The sequence below is a fragment of the Burkholderia sp. KCJ3K979 genome (assembly GCF_016759955.1).
GTDB classification, from domain to species: domain Bacteria; phylum Pseudomonadota; class Gammaproteobacteria; order Burkholderiales; family Burkholderiaceae; genus Burkholderia; species Burkholderia orbicola.
On record NZ_JACFYV010000173.1, the window covers coordinates 1 to 14,907 of the forward strand.

At 67.2% G+C, this 14,907-nt stretch carries 12 protein-coding genes; 5 read left to right on the plus strand and 7 right to left on the minus strand.

Annotated features, from left to right (window positions below; genetic code table 11):
* Together H3O04_RS26980 and H3O04_RS26985 are read right to left on the minus strand one after the other, a co-directional pair.
* Window positions 1-3,049: efflux RND transporter permease subunit (locus H3O04_RS26980; protein ID WP_202588826.1), on the minus strand; the 3,049-nt coding region annotated here is incomplete at its 3' end.
* Window positions 3,050-3,062: 13 nt separating this feature from the next.
* The gene (locus tag H3O04_RS26985) at window positions 3,063-4,265 is read right to left on the minus strand and encodes an efflux RND transporter periplasmic adaptor subunit (RefSeq protein ID WP_202588827.1); all 1,203 of its coding nucleotides are present in this window, start codon (window positions 4,263-4,265) and stop codon (window positions 3,063-3,065) included.
* Between the two features lie 79 nt (window positions 4,266-4,344).
* On the opposite strand from H3O04_RS26985, the gene soxR reads away from it, so the two are divergent.
* Entirely contained in the window at window positions 4,345-4,824 is a 480-nt protein-coding gene (gene soxR / locus H3O04_RS26990) for a redox-sensitive transcriptional activator SoxR (protein WP_006480951.1), read from the plus strand.
* Between the two features lie 24 nt (window positions 4,825-4,848).
* Here the strand turns inward: soxR and H3O04_RS26995 are convergent, their stop codons facing one another.
* Window positions 4,849-5,610 carry an SDR family NAD(P)-dependent oxidoreductase gene (locus H3O04_RS26995; RefSeq protein WP_006480950.1) on the minus strand — a complete coding sequence of 254 codons (762 nt, stop codon included), beginning with the start codon at window positions 5,608-5,610 and terminating at the stop codon, window positions 4,849-4,851.
* 108 nt (window positions 5,611-5,718) lie between these two features.
* On the opposite strand from H3O04_RS26995, the gene H3O04_RS27000 reads away from it, so the two are divergent.
* Window positions 5,719-6,630 (plus strand): LysR family transcriptional regulator, encoded by a 912-nt coding sequence (locus H3O04_RS27000; RefSeq protein WP_202588828.1) that lies wholly within the window; start codon window positions 5,719-5,721, stop codon window positions 6,628-6,630.
* Window positions 6,631-6,654: 24 nt separating this feature from the next.
* Here H3O04_RS27000 and H3O04_RS27005 read toward each other — a convergent pair whose 3' ends face one another.
* Entirely contained in the window at window positions 6,655-7,314 is a 660-nt protein-coding gene (locus H3O04_RS27005) for a TetR/AcrR family transcriptional regulator (protein WP_011547389.1), read from the minus strand.
* 146 nt (window positions 7,315-7,460) lie between these two features.
* Between H3O04_RS27005 and H3O04_RS27010 the strand changes: the two genes are divergently transcribed.
* Window positions 7,461-8,753 (plus strand): NAD(P)/FAD-dependent oxidoreductase, encoded by a 1,293-nt coding sequence (locus H3O04_RS27010; protein WP_053525056.1) that lies wholly within the window; start codon window positions 7,461-7,463, stop codon window positions 8,751-8,753.
* Window positions 8,754-8,797: 44 nt separating this feature from the next.
* Window positions 8,798-9,187 (plus strand): DUF3331 domain-containing protein, encoded by a 390-nt coding sequence (locus H3O04_RS27015; RefSeq protein WP_034175250.1) that lies wholly within the window; start codon window positions 8,798-8,800, stop codon window positions 9,185-9,187.
* A gap of 3 nt (window positions 9,188-9,190) precedes the next feature.
* Here H3O04_RS27015 and H3O04_RS27020 read toward each other — a convergent pair whose 3' ends face one another.
* Together H3O04_RS27020 and ggt are read right to left on the minus strand one after the other, a co-directional pair.
* Entirely contained in the window at window positions 9,191-10,519 is a 1,329-nt protein-coding gene (locus tag H3O04_RS27020) for a dicarboxylate/amino acid:cation symporter (protein WP_006480945.1), read from the minus strand.
* Between the two features lie 154 nt (window positions 10,520-10,673).
* Entirely contained in the window at window positions 10,674-12,425 is a 1,752-nt protein-coding gene (gene ggt / locus H3O04_RS27025; RefSeq protein WP_202588829.1) for a gamma-glutamyltransferase, read from the minus strand.
* Between the two features lie 372 nt (window positions 12,426-12,797).
* On the opposite strand from ggt, the gene H3O04_RS27030 reads away from it, so the two are divergent.
* A complete protein-coding gene (locus H3O04_RS27030; RefSeq protein ID WP_006484428.1) occupies window positions 12,798-13,676 on the plus strand; it encodes a MurR/RpiR family transcriptional regulator in 879 nt (292 codons plus the stop codon).
* 27 nt (window positions 13,677-13,703) lie between these two features.
* Here the strand turns inward: H3O04_RS27030 and H3O04_RS27035 are convergent.
* Window positions 13,704-14,907, minus strand: a 1,204-nt coding sequence (locus H3O04_RS27035) for an ABC transporter ATP-binding protein (RefSeq protein WP_202588830.1), incomplete at its 5' end; no start/stop codon positions are given.

The window sequence follows — 14,907 nt, forward strand, 5'->3', positions numbered from 1 at the left end:
GCATCCCCGCGAACACGGTGACGCCGGTGGCCGCCCGCACCTCGCTGCCCGCGCCGCTGCCGATCAGCAGCGGCACCGAGCCCGCGATGAACGCGACCGACGTCATCACGATCGGACGCAGCCGCAGCTTGCACGCTTCGAGCGCCGCTTCGACCACGCCCTTGCCCTGGATCTCGAGCTCCCGCGCGAATTCGACGATCAGGATCGCGTTCTTGCATGCGAGCCCCATCAGCACGACGAGACCGACCTGCACGAACACGTTGTTGTCGCCGCCGGACAGCCACACGCCGAACAGCGCCGCGCACATGCACACAGGCACGATCAGGATCACCGCGAGCGGCAGCGTCCAGCTCTCGTACAGCGACGCGAGCACCAGGAACACCAGCATCACCGCGAGCGGGAACACGACGATCGCCGCGTTGCTCTGCGTGACCTGCTGGTAGCTGAGATCGGTCCATTCGAGCGTGATGCCGGGCGGCAGCACGTCCTTCGCGATCTGCTGCAGCTTCGCGATCGCCTGCGACGACGACATCGTCTTCGGATCGGCGTCGCCGATCAGGTCGGCGGCCGGGTAGCCGTTGTAGCGCACGACCGGATCGGGGCCGTACGCGGGCCCGACCGTCACCATCGAGCCGATCGGCACCATCTCGCCCTTCGCGTTGCGCGTGCGCAGGTTCGCGATGTCGGCGGCCGTCTGCCGGTGGCCGGCATCCGCCTGCGCCATCACGCGATACACGCGGCCGAACACGTTGAAGTCGTTCACGTACATCGAGCCGAGATACACCTGCAACGTATTGAACAGATCGGTCAGCGCGACGCCCTGCGCCTTCGCCTTCAGCCGGTCGACCTTCACCTCGAGCTGCGGGATGTTCGCCTGGTACGAGCTGACGGGATAGCTCATCCCCGGCGTCTTCGCGACCGCGGCCTGGAACGCCGTGAGCGCCTTCTGCAATTCGCCGTAGCCGAGCCCGCCGCGATCCTCCAGGTACAGCGAGTAGCCGGAGCCGTTGCCGAGACCCTGGATCGGCGGCGGCATCAGCGCATACGTGATACCTCCGTCGATCCCCGCGAAGCGCGCGTTCAGGTCCGCGTTGATCTGCGCGGCGCTGCGGTGACGCTGGTCGAACGGCTTCAGGATCACGTACGAGTTCGTGATGTTCGGCGTGTTCACGCCCTGCAGCGCATTCAGCCCGGCGAACGCCGGCACCATTTCGACGCCGTCGGTGCCGAGCGCGATCTTCGTCATCTGCTCGGTCACCGCGCTGGTGCGCGCGAGCGACGCGCCTTCCGGCAGCTTCGCGCCCGCGAACAGGTACAGCTTGTCCTGCACCGGGATGAAGCCGCCCGGCACCGCGTTGAACAGCAGCGCGGTCGCCGCGAGCAGCGCCGCATAGACCGCGAACACCACGCCGCGCCGCTTCAGCGTGCGCCCGACGACGCCGTGGTAGCGATCGGAACTGCGCTCGAAGAATCGGTTGAACGGATGGAACAGCCAGCCGAATGCGCGGTCGAGCGCGCGCGTCAACGCATCCTTCGGCGCGCCGTGCGGGCGCAGCAGCTTCGCGGCGAGCGCGGGCGACAGCGTCAGCGAATTGATCGCGGAGATCACCGTCGAGATCGCGATCGTCACCGCGAACTGCTTGTAGAACTGGCCCGTGACGCCCGACATGAACGCCATCGGCACGAACACCGCGCACAGCACGAGCGCGATCGCGACGATCGGCCCCGACACCTCGCGCATCGCCTGGTGGGCGGCATCGCGCGGGCTCAACCCCTGTGCGATGTTGCGCTCGACGTTTTCGACCACGACGATCGCATCGTCGACGACGATCCCGATCGCGAGCACGAGCCCGAACAGCGTCAGCGTGTTGATCGAATAGCCAAGCAGATAGAGCCACGCGAACGTGCCGACCACCGACACCGGCACCGCGACGAGCGGAATGATCGACGCGCGCCACGTCTGCAGAAACAGGATCACGACGAGCACGACCAGCACCACGGCCTCGATCAGCGTGTGCTGCACCGCGCGGATCGATTCGCGCACGAACACCGTCGGGTCCCACACCGGCCGATACGCGACGCCGGGCGGGAAGCGCTTCGACAATTCGTCGAGCTTTGCGTACACGGCCTTCGCGACGTCGAGCGCGTTCGCACCCGGCGACAGGAAGATGCCGACCACGGCCGAATGCCTGTCGTTGAAATACGAGCGCAGCGTGTAATCGCCCGCGCCGAGCTCGATGCGCGCGACGTCGGACAGCTTCACGACCTGGCCGTCGTCGCCGTTGCGCAGCACGATGTCGCTGAATTCCTGCACCGTGCGCAGACGGCCGCGCACGTTGATCGACACGAGGAAGTCGTTTTTCTTCGGCGACGGTTCCGCGCCGAGCTGGCCGGCCGACACCTGCACGTTCTGCTCGCGCACGGCCGCGATCACGTCGCTCGCGGTCAGCCCGCGCGACGCGAGCCGGTTCGGGTCGAGCCACAGCCGCATCGCGTAGTCGCCGGAGCCGTACACGCCGACGTCGCCGATGCCGGTGAGCCGCGACAGTTCGTCCTTCACGTGCAGCGTCAGGTAGTTGCGCAGGTACAGCGAATCGCGGCTGTTGTCCGGCGAATAGAGGCTCACGTACATCAGCGGCGTGGGCGACTGCTTCTGCGTGGTCACGCCGTACTGGCGCACCTCGTCGGGCAGGCGGGACAGCGCCTGGCTCACGCGGTTCTGCACGCGCACGGCGGCCGTGTCGGGATCGACGCCCTGCAGGAACGTGACGACGACCTGCAGGCTGCCGTCCGACCCGGCGACCGACTTCATGTACATGATGCCTTCGACGCCGTTGATCGCCTCTTCCAGCGGTTCGGCCACCGACTCGGCGATTTCCTTCGGGTTCGCGCCCGGGTACGTCGCGCGCACGACGACGCTCGGCGGCACGACTTCCGGATATTCGCCGGCCGGCAGCATCGGAATCGAGATCAGGCCGAGCGCGAAGATGACGATCGACAGCACGACCGCGAAGATCGGCCGGTCGATGAAGAAGCGGGAGAAATCCATCGTCTCGCTCCCGTCAGTGCGCGGCAGGCGCGCCGGCGTCGGCCACGGCCTGCGTGCCGGCGCCGGGGTCCGCCGCGGCGCGTGCGGGCACCGCCTTCGGCTTCACCTGCGCGCCCGGATAGTAGATGCGCTGCACGCCGTCGACCACCACGCGGTCGCCCGACTGCAACCCCTTCTCGACGATCCGCTCGCCGTCGAGTTCGCGGCCGATCGTCACGTCGCGGCGCAGCGCCTTGTCGCCCGGGCCGATCACGTATACGTACTTGCGGTCCTGGTCGGTCAGCACGGCCTTGTCGTCGACCAGCAAAGCGTCCTGGTCGCGGCCGCTGACGAGCTGCACGCGCGCATAGAGGCCCGGCGTGAACGTATGGTCCGCATTCGGCAGCCGCACGCGGGCGCGGATCGTGCCGGTTTGCGGATCGAGCCTGTTGTCGAGGAAATCGACGGTGCCCGCATGCGGGAAGCCCGTCTCATTCGCGAGGCCGACGCGCACCGGATCGGCGCCGATCGCGCGATGCGTCGGATCGGTGCGCCGCGCGTTGTAGCGCAGGTAGCTCTGCTCGTCGCAATCGAAATACACGTAGACCGGGTCCTGCGACACGACGGTCGTCAGCAACGTGTCGTCCGCCCGCGCGAGGTTGCCGACGGTCGCGACCGCACGGCCGACCCGGCCCGCGATCGGCGCGCGCACTTCGGTGAAGCCGAGATTGAGCTTCGCGTCGGCCACGGCCGCATCGGCCGCCAGCAGATCGGCACGCGCCTGCTCCGCGGTGGCGCGCGCGTTGTCGAGCTCCTCCTGCGACGTCGCATGCGCGTCGATCAGCGTCTGCACGCGCTTCAACTGCACGTTCGCGAGGCTCGCGGCCGCACGGGCGCGCCGCTGCTGCGCATTCGCCCGGTCGAGCGCGATCCGGTACGGGCGCGGATCGATCTCGAACAGCAGCGCGCCCTGCGCGACCACATCGCCCTCCTTGTACGCGACACGCTGCAGGTAGCCGCTCACGCGCGGCCGCAGTTCGACGGCGTCCACCGCTTCGACGCGCCCGTTGAATTCGTCCGCGAGGCGGATGGTACGCGGCGCGACGGTGGCGACGCCCACTTCGGGAAGCGGCTGGGCCGACGATGTGCCTTTGCCGTCGTGACAGCCCGACAACGCCAGCAACAGGGCGCAAGCCGCGCCCAACGGCGAGGTCCTGCGTAGGGAAAAGGAGAGCATGATGCCTCGCGACGGGTTAAACTGCCGCGTAGCATAAAAGTTGAAGTTAACTTCAAGTCAAGCTTTCCCGGAGGACGTCATGGGTATCCAGGAAACCCCGCAATGGCCGCTGATGTCGATCCGCGAAGTGGCCGCGCGCAGCGGCGTGCCGGCGTCGACGCTGCGTTTCTACGAGACGCGCGGGTTGATCAAGTCGCACCGCAACGGCTCGAGCCATCGCCACTATTCGCGTGCGGTGCTGCGGCTGATCGCGTTCATCGTGTTCGCGCAGAAGATCGGCTATTCGCTCGACGAAATCGCCGAGCAGCTCGTCAGCCTGCCCGAGGACGCCGCGCCCAGCAACAAGGACTGGCAGCGGCTGTCGCGCGGCTGGAAGCAGCGCGTCGCGAGCCGGATCGAGGAGCTGCAGCGGCTCTACATCAATCTCGACGAATGTATCGGCTGTGGCTGCCTGTCGCTGAAACGCTGCAAGCTGACCAACCCGGAAGACCGCGCCGGCCGCAACGGGCCCGGCGCGCGGCGCTGGCTCGGCGACAAGCCGCCGACCGATGCCGAGTGACGCGCCTGCCGTACGCGCGCTGCGTCACCCGACGCGCCAGCCGCCGTTCACCGCGATCGTCGCGCCGGTGACGAACGACGCGCGCGGCCCGGCGAGCCACGCGACCGCGTCCGCGACGTCGTCCGGCTGTCCGGCGCGGCCAACCGGCGTCTGCACGCGGATCATTGCCGCGACGGCCGGCGCGACCCCGTTGTCGCCGAAGAAACGCGTGCCGGCGATATAGCCGGGCGCGACCGTATTGACTGTCGCGCCGCGCGGCCCCAGTTCGCGTGCCAGCGCGACGGTGAAGCCTTCGACGCCGGCCTTCGCGGCCGCATACGCGAGACCGCCCGGCAACAGGCTGCCGGCGCGCGCCGCGATCGAACCGATGTTGACGATGCGCGCCGCGCGGTCGGCCAGGTGCGGCAGCACGGCCATCGTCGTCAGGAACAGGCTTTTCAGGTTCGCATGGAGCACCGCGTCCCATACGGCCTCCGCTTCGCCCGCCTTCGTATCCGCGCCGACGCGCCCGGTCAGTCCCGCGTTGTTGACGAGGACGTCGATACGCGGCCACCTTGCAGCGATCGCTGCGACCACCGCTTCCGCGTCGCGCCGCACGCTCAGATCGCCTGCCTGCCCGATCGCCGCACCGCCGAGCCGCGCGACGGCCGCCTCCAGCCGCGCCGCATCGCGCCCGACGATCGCGACGCGATACCCGTCCTGCACCAGCCGGCTCGCGATTGCGAAGCCGATCCCGCTCGACCCGCCCGTGACGATGGCCGTTCGCTGCTGTTCATTGCCCGTCATGATCTGTCCTCCTGAGTATCGACGGTTGACGACAGGGACATTCTGGGCAGCCCGGCGTGATAGGTAAAATACGAATTCGATGATCCACTGATACATGGACGGTATCGCATGATCGATCTGCGCCAGTTCCGGCAATTCATCGCGGTCGCCGAAACGCTCAGCTTCCGGCGCGCGGCCGAGCGGCTGCACATGGCCCAGCCGCCGCTCAGCACGGCGATCCGCAAGATCGAGGACGAATTGGGCGTCGCCTTGCTCGAACGCGACAACCGCGGCTCGCGGCTCACGCCGGCCGGCGAGGCCTTCCTGCTCGAAGCACGGCGCGCGCTCGAACAGGCCGAGCGCGCGGTGGCCGTGGCGCGCCGCGCGGGCGCCGGCCTCGGCGGCACGCTGCGGCTGCGCTTCGTCGACAGCACCGTGAACGCGCTGTTGCCGTTGATCCTCCGCGCGTTTCAGGAACGGCATCCCAACGTGGATTTCCAGCTCGAGGAAGGCACGACCGCCGACCAGGTGCTCGCGCTGCGGCAGGACCGCACCGACGCCGGCCTCGTCGTGCTGCCGGTGGCCGATGCCGGCGACGTGCATGTCGAGCCGCTGCTGCGCGACCGGATGGTCGCCGCGCTGCCCGACGGCCACCGGCTTGCGCACCGCCGCCGCATCGCGCTGGCCGAGCTGGCGGACGAACCGTGGGTCATGTTTGCCGCGCATCACGGGCCCGGCATGCATGCGCTGATCGTAACGGCATGCGCGCAGGCGGGCTTCGCGCCGCGGGTGGTCCAGCAGCCGCGCCAGATGCAGACGACGGCCGGGCTCGTCGCGGGCGGCATCGGCGTCGCGCTGATGCCGCGCCTGTTCGTGCCGATGCATCCGCAAGGCATTACGTTCTGCGAACTGAAGGATGCGGGCAGCCCGCTCGCGTACGAAGTGGCGCTGGCGTACCGCACGCCATCGCCGCTCGTCGATGCGCTGCGCGAGAGCGCGCGGAACGCGGTGCGCGAACTGGGGCTGGTCACCGCGACCTGACCGCGCGCATCGCGCGCGCGGCGCTCAGGCCCGGTCGCCGAGAAAGTTGAACACGACGCCGAGCACGGCCTCGCGGAACGCCTCCGGCCGCGTCGGCAGCGACGTGTACTCCAGCATCATGTGGCTGTACGACACCGTCGTGCCGATCGCGCTCGCGATCATGAAGAACAGCACGTTCGGATCGACCGGACGGATCGCGCCGGCCTCGACCGCGTCCGCCAGCAGCGGAAACATCGCGTCGTGATACGGGCGCACGATCCGCTCCTGCAGCCGGTCGAGCCGCCCGCCCTCCTCGGTCGCCGCCGTCGAGAAGAACATGCCGATATCCGGTTCCGCGAATTCGTGATCGACACACAGCTCGAGCGCGCGCCGCACGCGGTCGCGATGCGGCAGCGACGACGCGCGCAACGCACGCAGCGCGTCGAACATCGGTTCGGCCAGCTCGACGATCTGCTCGACGACCGCCAGCCACAACGTTTCCTTCGTACCGAAGTGATGGGCGATCAGCGCCGCGTCGATGCCCAGCTCGCGCGCGACTTCGCGCACGCTCGTCGCGTCGTAGCCGCGCTTCGCGAACGTGCGGCGCGCGGCCCGCAATATCACGTCCGGGCCGACGGACGCATCCGCCAGCGGCCGTCCGCGCGTACGCCGCTTCGACGGCGCGCGCTCAGTCACTTCTGCCACGTTTTTCCTGCTCCTTGAATGATTCGAATGCCCGTGTTCGGTCCCCGGTTTCACGTACCGGAAGCGGGCGGCCTGCCCCGCTCCGTTGACACGCGGAGCCGGGAAGCGCTAGGATCATACCTTATTCATCACTTGATGATTTATCCATGACAACCCCTACACGCATCGTCATCGTCGGCGGCGGAATCGCCGGGCTGCAGCTCGCGACCCGCCTGGGCGAGCGTCTCGGCCGGTCCGGACGCGCGCAGATCACGGTCGTCGATCGCAGTCCGACGCACATCTGGAAGCCGATGCTGCACACGATCGCGGCCGGCACGCGCGACGTCCAGCAGCAACAGGTGATCTTCCTCGCCCATGCCCGCGACCACGGCTACACGTACCAGCCCGGCGAACTGAAGGGGCTCGATCGCGCGCGCCGCCGCGTGCAGCTCGGCGAGATCCGCTCGCAGGACGGCGACGTGGTGATCGACGCACGCGAACTCGAATACGACGTGCTGATCCTCGCGCTCGGCAGCCAGGCCAACGATTTCGGCGTGCCCGGCGTGCGCGAGCACTGCTACTTCATCGACAGCCAGCAGCAGGCGGAGACCTTCAACGAAGCGTTGCGGATGCGCGTGTTCCGCAGCATCGCGCGTGACGAGCCGTTTCGCGTGGCGATCGTCGGCGCGGGCGCGACGGGCGTGGAACTCGCGGCGGAACTGAGCCGCTTGCTCGAAGTGGCGCAGGCCTACGGCGACGACACGGTGCGCGAGCGATTGCAACTCACGTTGCTCGAAAGCGGCCCGCGCATCCTCAATGCGTTTCCGCCGCGGATTTCCGCGTCGGCCCAGCGGCGACTCGAACAGATCGGTTTTCGCGTGCTGACGTCGACGCGTGTCACGTCGGCCGACGCGAACGGTTTCCACTATGGCGACGGTTCGTTCGCCGAAGCCGACCTGATGGTGTGGGCGGCCGGCGTGAAGGCACCCGATTTCATGCAGGCGCTGGGCGGGCTCGACACGAACCGCGCGAACCAGATCGTGGTCGGCCCCACGCTGCAGGCGACCGGCGACGAGCACGTGTTCGCGATCGGCGATTGCGGCAGCCTGCTGCCCGACGGCCAGGAGCGGCCGCTGCCGCCCACCGCGCAGGTCGCGACGCAACAGGCCGAGCATCTCGCGAAGCATCTGCCCGCCTGGCTCGACGGCACGCCGATTCCGCCGTTCGCGTTCCACGATTTCGGCGCGCTGGTGTCGATCAGCGATTACGACGCGTTCGGCACGCTCGGGCAGTTCGGCTTCTTCCGCGGCGGCTTCATCCAGGGGCGCTTCGCGCAGTTCAGCCACCTGATGCTCTACCGGCGGCACCAGCAGGCGCTGCACGGTTTCTCCAAGGCGACCTTGCTGTGGATCGCCGAACGGATCAACGGCTGGGTGCAGCCGCGCATCCGCCTGTCGTGATGCCGCGCGTCGCGGCACCGCGTAACGTTTCGAGGAACAGAAACATGAACAATCGTGTAGCGCCCTGGCTCATGACCGTCGCCGCAATCGGCAGCTTCGACATGCCGTCCGTTTCGTGGGGCGGGCCGCGACGGCGCAGCGTCACGCGCGACCGGCTGCCGTCGTGGGACGCGACGAGCAAGCCGACCATCAGCGTGCTCGAACGGCCCACGGCCGACACCGTGATGATTTCGTGGTGCGACGCCTGCACCGGGCACTATGGCTACCAGAAGTGGCGCCTGTTCACGACGCGCAAGCGCGGCGTGTGCGCGCTGTCGGGGCGATCGATCGAGATCGGCGACAGCGTCTATGCACCGCAATTGCTCGGCTCGACGCCGGGCAACGCCGCCGCGATGGTGCTCGCGGCGTGCATCGACGAAGCGCTCGCGGCCTGACCGTCAGGTCGACGTGGGCTGACCGGCGCCATAGGCCGGCGCGTTGTTCTGCCGTTCGAGTTCGGCATCGAGATGCGCGGCATGCGCGCTCGCTTCGGACGCCGACATCAGCTCGCCTTCCCACTTCGCGACCACCGCGCTGGCGATCGAGTTGCCCACCGCGTTCGTGGCCGAGCGCCCCATGTCGAGGAACGTGTCGACGCCGAGAATCAGCAGCAGCCCGGCTTCAGGGATGTTGAACTGGTGCAGCGTGGCCGCGATCACGACGAGCGACGCGCGCGGCACGCCGGCCATCCCCTTCGACGTCAGCATCAGGATCAGCAGCATCGTGACTTGCGTGCCGAGCGACAGGTGGATGTCGTAGGCTTGCGCGATGAACAGCGTCGCGAACGTGCAGTACATCATCGAGCCGTCGAGGTTGAACGAATAGCCCATCGGCATCACGAAGCTCGAGATCTTGCGCCGTACGCCGAAGCGGTCGAGCGCGTCGAGGATCTTCGGATACGCGGCTTCGGAGCTCGCGGTTGCGAACGACAGCATGAACGCCTCCTTGATCAGCGCGAGCAGCTTGAACACGCGGCGGCCGAGGAACAGCAGCCCGGCCGCGACCAGCGTGGCCCACAGCAGCACGAGGCTCGCGTAGAAATCGCCCATGAACACCGCGAACTTGAGCAGGATCGACAACCCGTTGACCGCCACGGTCGACGCCATCGCGGCCATCACCGCGAGCGGCGCGAGCTTCATCACGTAGCCGGTGATCTTCAGCATCACGTGCGCGAGCTGGTCGATCGCCGCGACGAGGATCTTGCCGCGCTCGCCGAGGGCGGCGAGCGCCACGCCGAAGAACATCGAGAACACGACGATCTGCAGGATCTCGTTGTTCGCCATCGCCTCGGCGATCGACTTCGGCACCATGTGACCGACGAAATCCTTCAGCGTGAACTTGGACGTCGCGAGATGCGCGGACGCGCCGATGTCCGGCAGCGGCAGGCCGAGGTTCTCGCCCGGCCGCAGCAGGTTCGCCATCAGCAGGCCGAGCAGCAGCGAGATCAGCGACGCGGTGACGAACCAGCCGAGTGCCTTCACGAACACGCGCCCGACCGACGACGCATCACCCATGTGCGCGATGCCGACGACCAGCGTCGAGAACACCAGCGGGCCGATCACCATCTTGATCAGGCGCAGGAACACGTCGGACACGAGCGAGATGTAGCCGGCGACTTCCGTGGCCGCCTGCTTGTCGGGAAGCTGCGTGTAGATCAGGTAGCCGACCAGGATGCCGGCTGCCATCGCGAGCAGGATCCAGCCTGCCGCAGACATTCGTTTGTTCATGACGGAATTCGCCGGGTGGCGATGGAGTTGACGGAAGAATGGCGCGCGTGCCGCTCAGGCTGGCGGATGCCCGCTGACGGACGCGCTTGCCGCCGCACCGGCATTCGCGGCAACGCGAACGCCGGCGGCAGCGATTCGACTTGAAACGATCGCGTCAGTAGCCGATCGCCGAGCCGGCCGGGCGGCGCGGGTCGTTGTAGCCGTAGATGAAGCCGACACGCACGTTGCCGGACACCGACGAATCGTTCCCGGAACTCTGGCGGCTCGCCGCTTCGGTGCCCGGCAGGCCGACCATGATCAGCTCGGCGGCGCCCCACGGCGTCTGCTCGACCATCTTGTAGCCCATGTTGCGCAGGATCGCGAGCGTGTCGGGCGACAGGCCGTAGGTTTCGTAATAGACCGCGTCGGGCAGCCACTGATGATGGATGCGTGGCGCGGCCACCGCGTCCTGCGGAGTCATCCCGTAGTCGATCACGTTCAGCACGGTCTGCAGCGTGATCGTGATGATGCGCGAGCCGCCCGGCGAGCCGACCACCATGAACACCTTGCCGTCCTTCTTCACGATGGTCGGCGCCATCGACGACAGCGGACGCTTGCCCGGCGCGATCGAGTTGCGCGTGCCCTGCACGAGGCCGAACAGGTTCTGCGCGCCGACCTTCACGGTGAAGTCGTCCATCTCGTCGTTCAGGAAGAAACCCGTGCCCGGCGCGATGACCACGGCGCCGAAGCGGCCGTTGACCGTATAGGTCGTCGACACCGCATTGCCATCGTGGTCGACGATCGAGTAATGCGTCGTTTCCGGCTTCTCGTGCACGCCGACACCGGGCTGCACGTCGACCGACGGCGTCGCCGTATCGGCATGGATGCTCTTGCGGATCTGCGCCGCGTATTCCTTGCTCGTCAGCTTCGCGACCGGATTGTCGATGAAATCCGGATCGCCGAGCAGCGTGTTGCGGTCTTCGTACGCATGGCGCATCGCTTCGGTCATGTAGTGGACCGCCGCGGCCGAGTGATAGCCGAGCTTGCGCAGGTCATACCCTTCGAGGATGTTCAGCGTCTCGCACATCGTCACGCCGCCCGAACTCGGCGGCGGCGCCGACACGAACTCGTAGCCGCGATACGTGCACGTCAGCGGCGCGATGTCCTGCGCGCGATAGGACGCGAAATCGGCCGCCGTGATCACGCCGCCGCCGCGCTTGGCCGCCGCCTCGACGATCTTCGGGATCTCGCCGTGATAGAACGCGTCGGGCCCCTGCTCCGCGATGCGCTCGAGCGTGCGGGCCAGATCCTTTTGCACCAGGCGGTCGCCCGGCTGCAGCGCCGTGCCGTCCGGGCGCAGGAAGATGCGCGCGGCTTCCGGGTCCTTCCTGAAGCGCTCGACCGTCGTATCGAGGATGTCCGTATCGCCGCGCGTCAGCACGAAGCCGTCGCGTGCGAGCCGGATCGCCGGCGCCATCACCTGCCGGCGCGTCAGCTTCCCGTACTTGCGCTGCGCGAGATCGAGGCCGGCCACCGTGCCCGGCACGCCGACCGCGCGATAGCCGTACAGGCTCTGGTCCGGAATCACGTTGCCCGCCGCATCGAGATACATGTTCGCGGACGCCGCGGCCGGCGCGGTCTCGCGGAAATTGATGAAGCGGTCGCGACCGTCGGCCAGGTGGATCGTCATGAAACCGCCGCCGCCGATGTTGCCGCAGCACGAGTTGGTCACGGCCTGCGCATAGCCGACGGCCACTGCCGCGTCCACCGCATTGCCGCCTGCCTTCAGGATGTCGACGCCGATCTGCGACGCGAAATGCTGCGACGACACGACCATGCCGTTCTTCGCTTCGACCGCCGGGTCCGACGCGGCGAACGCGCACACGCTCATCGCCGACAACAGGGTGAGTACTACGAGCCGCCTCATGACGGAATCCTCCAGACGAATAAACCGGGCCATGCCGGGATGCGTCGACGCGCAACGACTTGTCGATGCTGCCGATCCAGCATGTAATAAACGATACATTTCAGCGAGGCCGCGATCATATCACTCGTTTTTTTACGTCAAAAACTAGGGTAATTACTGAATTTAAAATGAAAATACGCCGAGATACCTGCCGATGCATGTTTGATTCATTACATATATGAACATATCGTCTGGCCAGGTGATGCGTCCCTCTAATTTGGAACCGCACGCAGCCTGCCGCACGTCGATCGGCTAACATGCGTGCAGTTGCCGGCAGACGCCCGTCTGCCGTTTGGTCGTTCAGTTCAATTCAGATAGAGAGCCGGAGTGCCGATGGGGACGAGCATCAGGGCGTTGCTGTTATCCCAGATGGATAGCTTCACGCCGTCGGAACAGAAGGTCGCGCAGGCGTTGCTGGATCGCTATCCCAGTCTGGGGCTGGGCCCCATCGCGCAGGTTGCGAAGCAGGCGGAAGTCAGCGACCCGACCGTGTTCCGCTTCGTCGTCCGGATCGGTTTTCCGAACTACTCGTCGTTCCAGCAGGCGCTGCACGACGAGATCGACACCGCGATGAATTCGCCGCTCGCGCGGATGGATGCGTTCCACTCGGAAACGGGCATGCGCGATAGTCACGCGGCGATTTTCCAGCGGCTGTCCGAATCGCTCGCGACGACGATCGACGGGCTCGACGCGGCCGCGTTCGACGCAGCCGTGGCGGTGCTGGCCGATCCGGACGTGCGCGTCTTCTGCGGCGGCGGGCGCTATACGGCGCCGCTCGCGTCGCTGTTCTCGTTCACGCTGGCCTATGCGCGGCCGCATGTGCAGTACGTCGAGCCGAACGTGAATCTCGCGTCCGTCGCGCTGGCCGACATGGGGCGCAACGACGTACTCGTGATCTTCGATTTTCGCCGTTACCAGAAGGACAGCATCCGCTTCGCGCAGGCCGCGCACCAACTCGGCGCGCGCATCCTGCTGATCACCGACGAATGGCGCTCGCCGATCGGCGAGTTCGCGGAGATCGTGCTGCGCATTCAGGGCCGACCTTTCGCGATGCTGCAGACCAACGTGCCCGCGCTGGCGCTCGCCGAAGCGCTGGTGATCGGCGTGACGAACCGGCTGCCGGAACTGGCGCGGCAGCGGATGGAGAAGATCGAGCAGCTCAATGCGGGCGGGATCGAGTGGGATGTGAGTCGGCGGGATTTGCCGGAGTGATGGCGTGTCGCCATCCACCGGCAGGCATCAGCTCTCGACATCCTCCAGACTGAACACTTCCGTCTTGTCGTTGTACGAAAAGACCTCCCCATACCGCCCCCAGTCGATCACCGCATCGAGCGTTTCCTCCGCCGCCTCGTCGGACAGAAAATCCTCGAGTTCCTGCTCGAAGCGCACGCGCGGCGCACGGTGACCCGGACGCTCGTTCAGCACCTTCCTGATCCGCGCGGCAAGCGGCACGTGCTTCAACAGGTGATCGGCAAACATCAGCTTGCGCTCCTGCGTACCGAATTCCGCGAACACGCGTGCGGGCGGCGTCAGGAACACGTCGCCTTCGCGCACGTCCGCGAAACCGAGGTGCTGCAGCACTTCCGCGATCGGGAACAGTTCGTCGACCTCCAGATGCAGCGAACGTGCGATTTCCGGCATGTCGGCGCGGCCGTGGTACGGCGCCATCGCGAGCGTTTCGATCAGGCCGGCCATCAGGTTGGTCGATACGCGCGGCATCCAGCTACCCAGCTCGAGCCCCTTCTTCGTCGCCTCGCCGGTCTGGCGCGCGGTCATCTTCGCGTAGATGTCGTCGACGAGCTTGCGGAAATCGGCATCGAGCCGGTTACGCGGGTGCTTGAACGGCACCTTGATCTCGGCGATCACGCGGCCCGGGTTCGACGACAGCACGAGAATCCGGTCGCACATGAACACCGCTTCCTCGATGTTGTGCGTGACGATCAGCACCGACTTGATCGGCATGCGGCCTTGCGTCCACAGGTCCAGCAAATCGGTACGCAGCGTTTCAGCCGTCAGCACGTCGAGCGCGGAAAACGGCTCGTCCATCAGCAGAATGGTCGGGTCGACGACGAGCGCGCGCGCAAAGCCGACGCGCTGGCGCATCCCGCCCGACAGCTCGCGCGGATACGCGTTCTCGAAGCCGTCGAGACCGATCAGGTCGATCGCGGCCAGCGCACGCTCGCGCCGCTCACGCGCGCCGACGCCGAGCGCTTCGAGCCCGGCTTCCACGTTCTGCAGCACGGTGAGCCACGGGAACAGCGCGAAAGTCTGGAACACCATCGCGACGCCTTCGGCCGGGCCGCGCAGCGGCTTGCCAAGGTAGGTCACTTCGCCGCCGGTCGGCTCGATCAGGCCGGCAATGATGCGCAACAGCGTCGATTTGCCCGAGCCGGAGCGGCCGAGCAGGCCGACGATCTCGCCTTCGCGCAGCGACAGGTTCGCG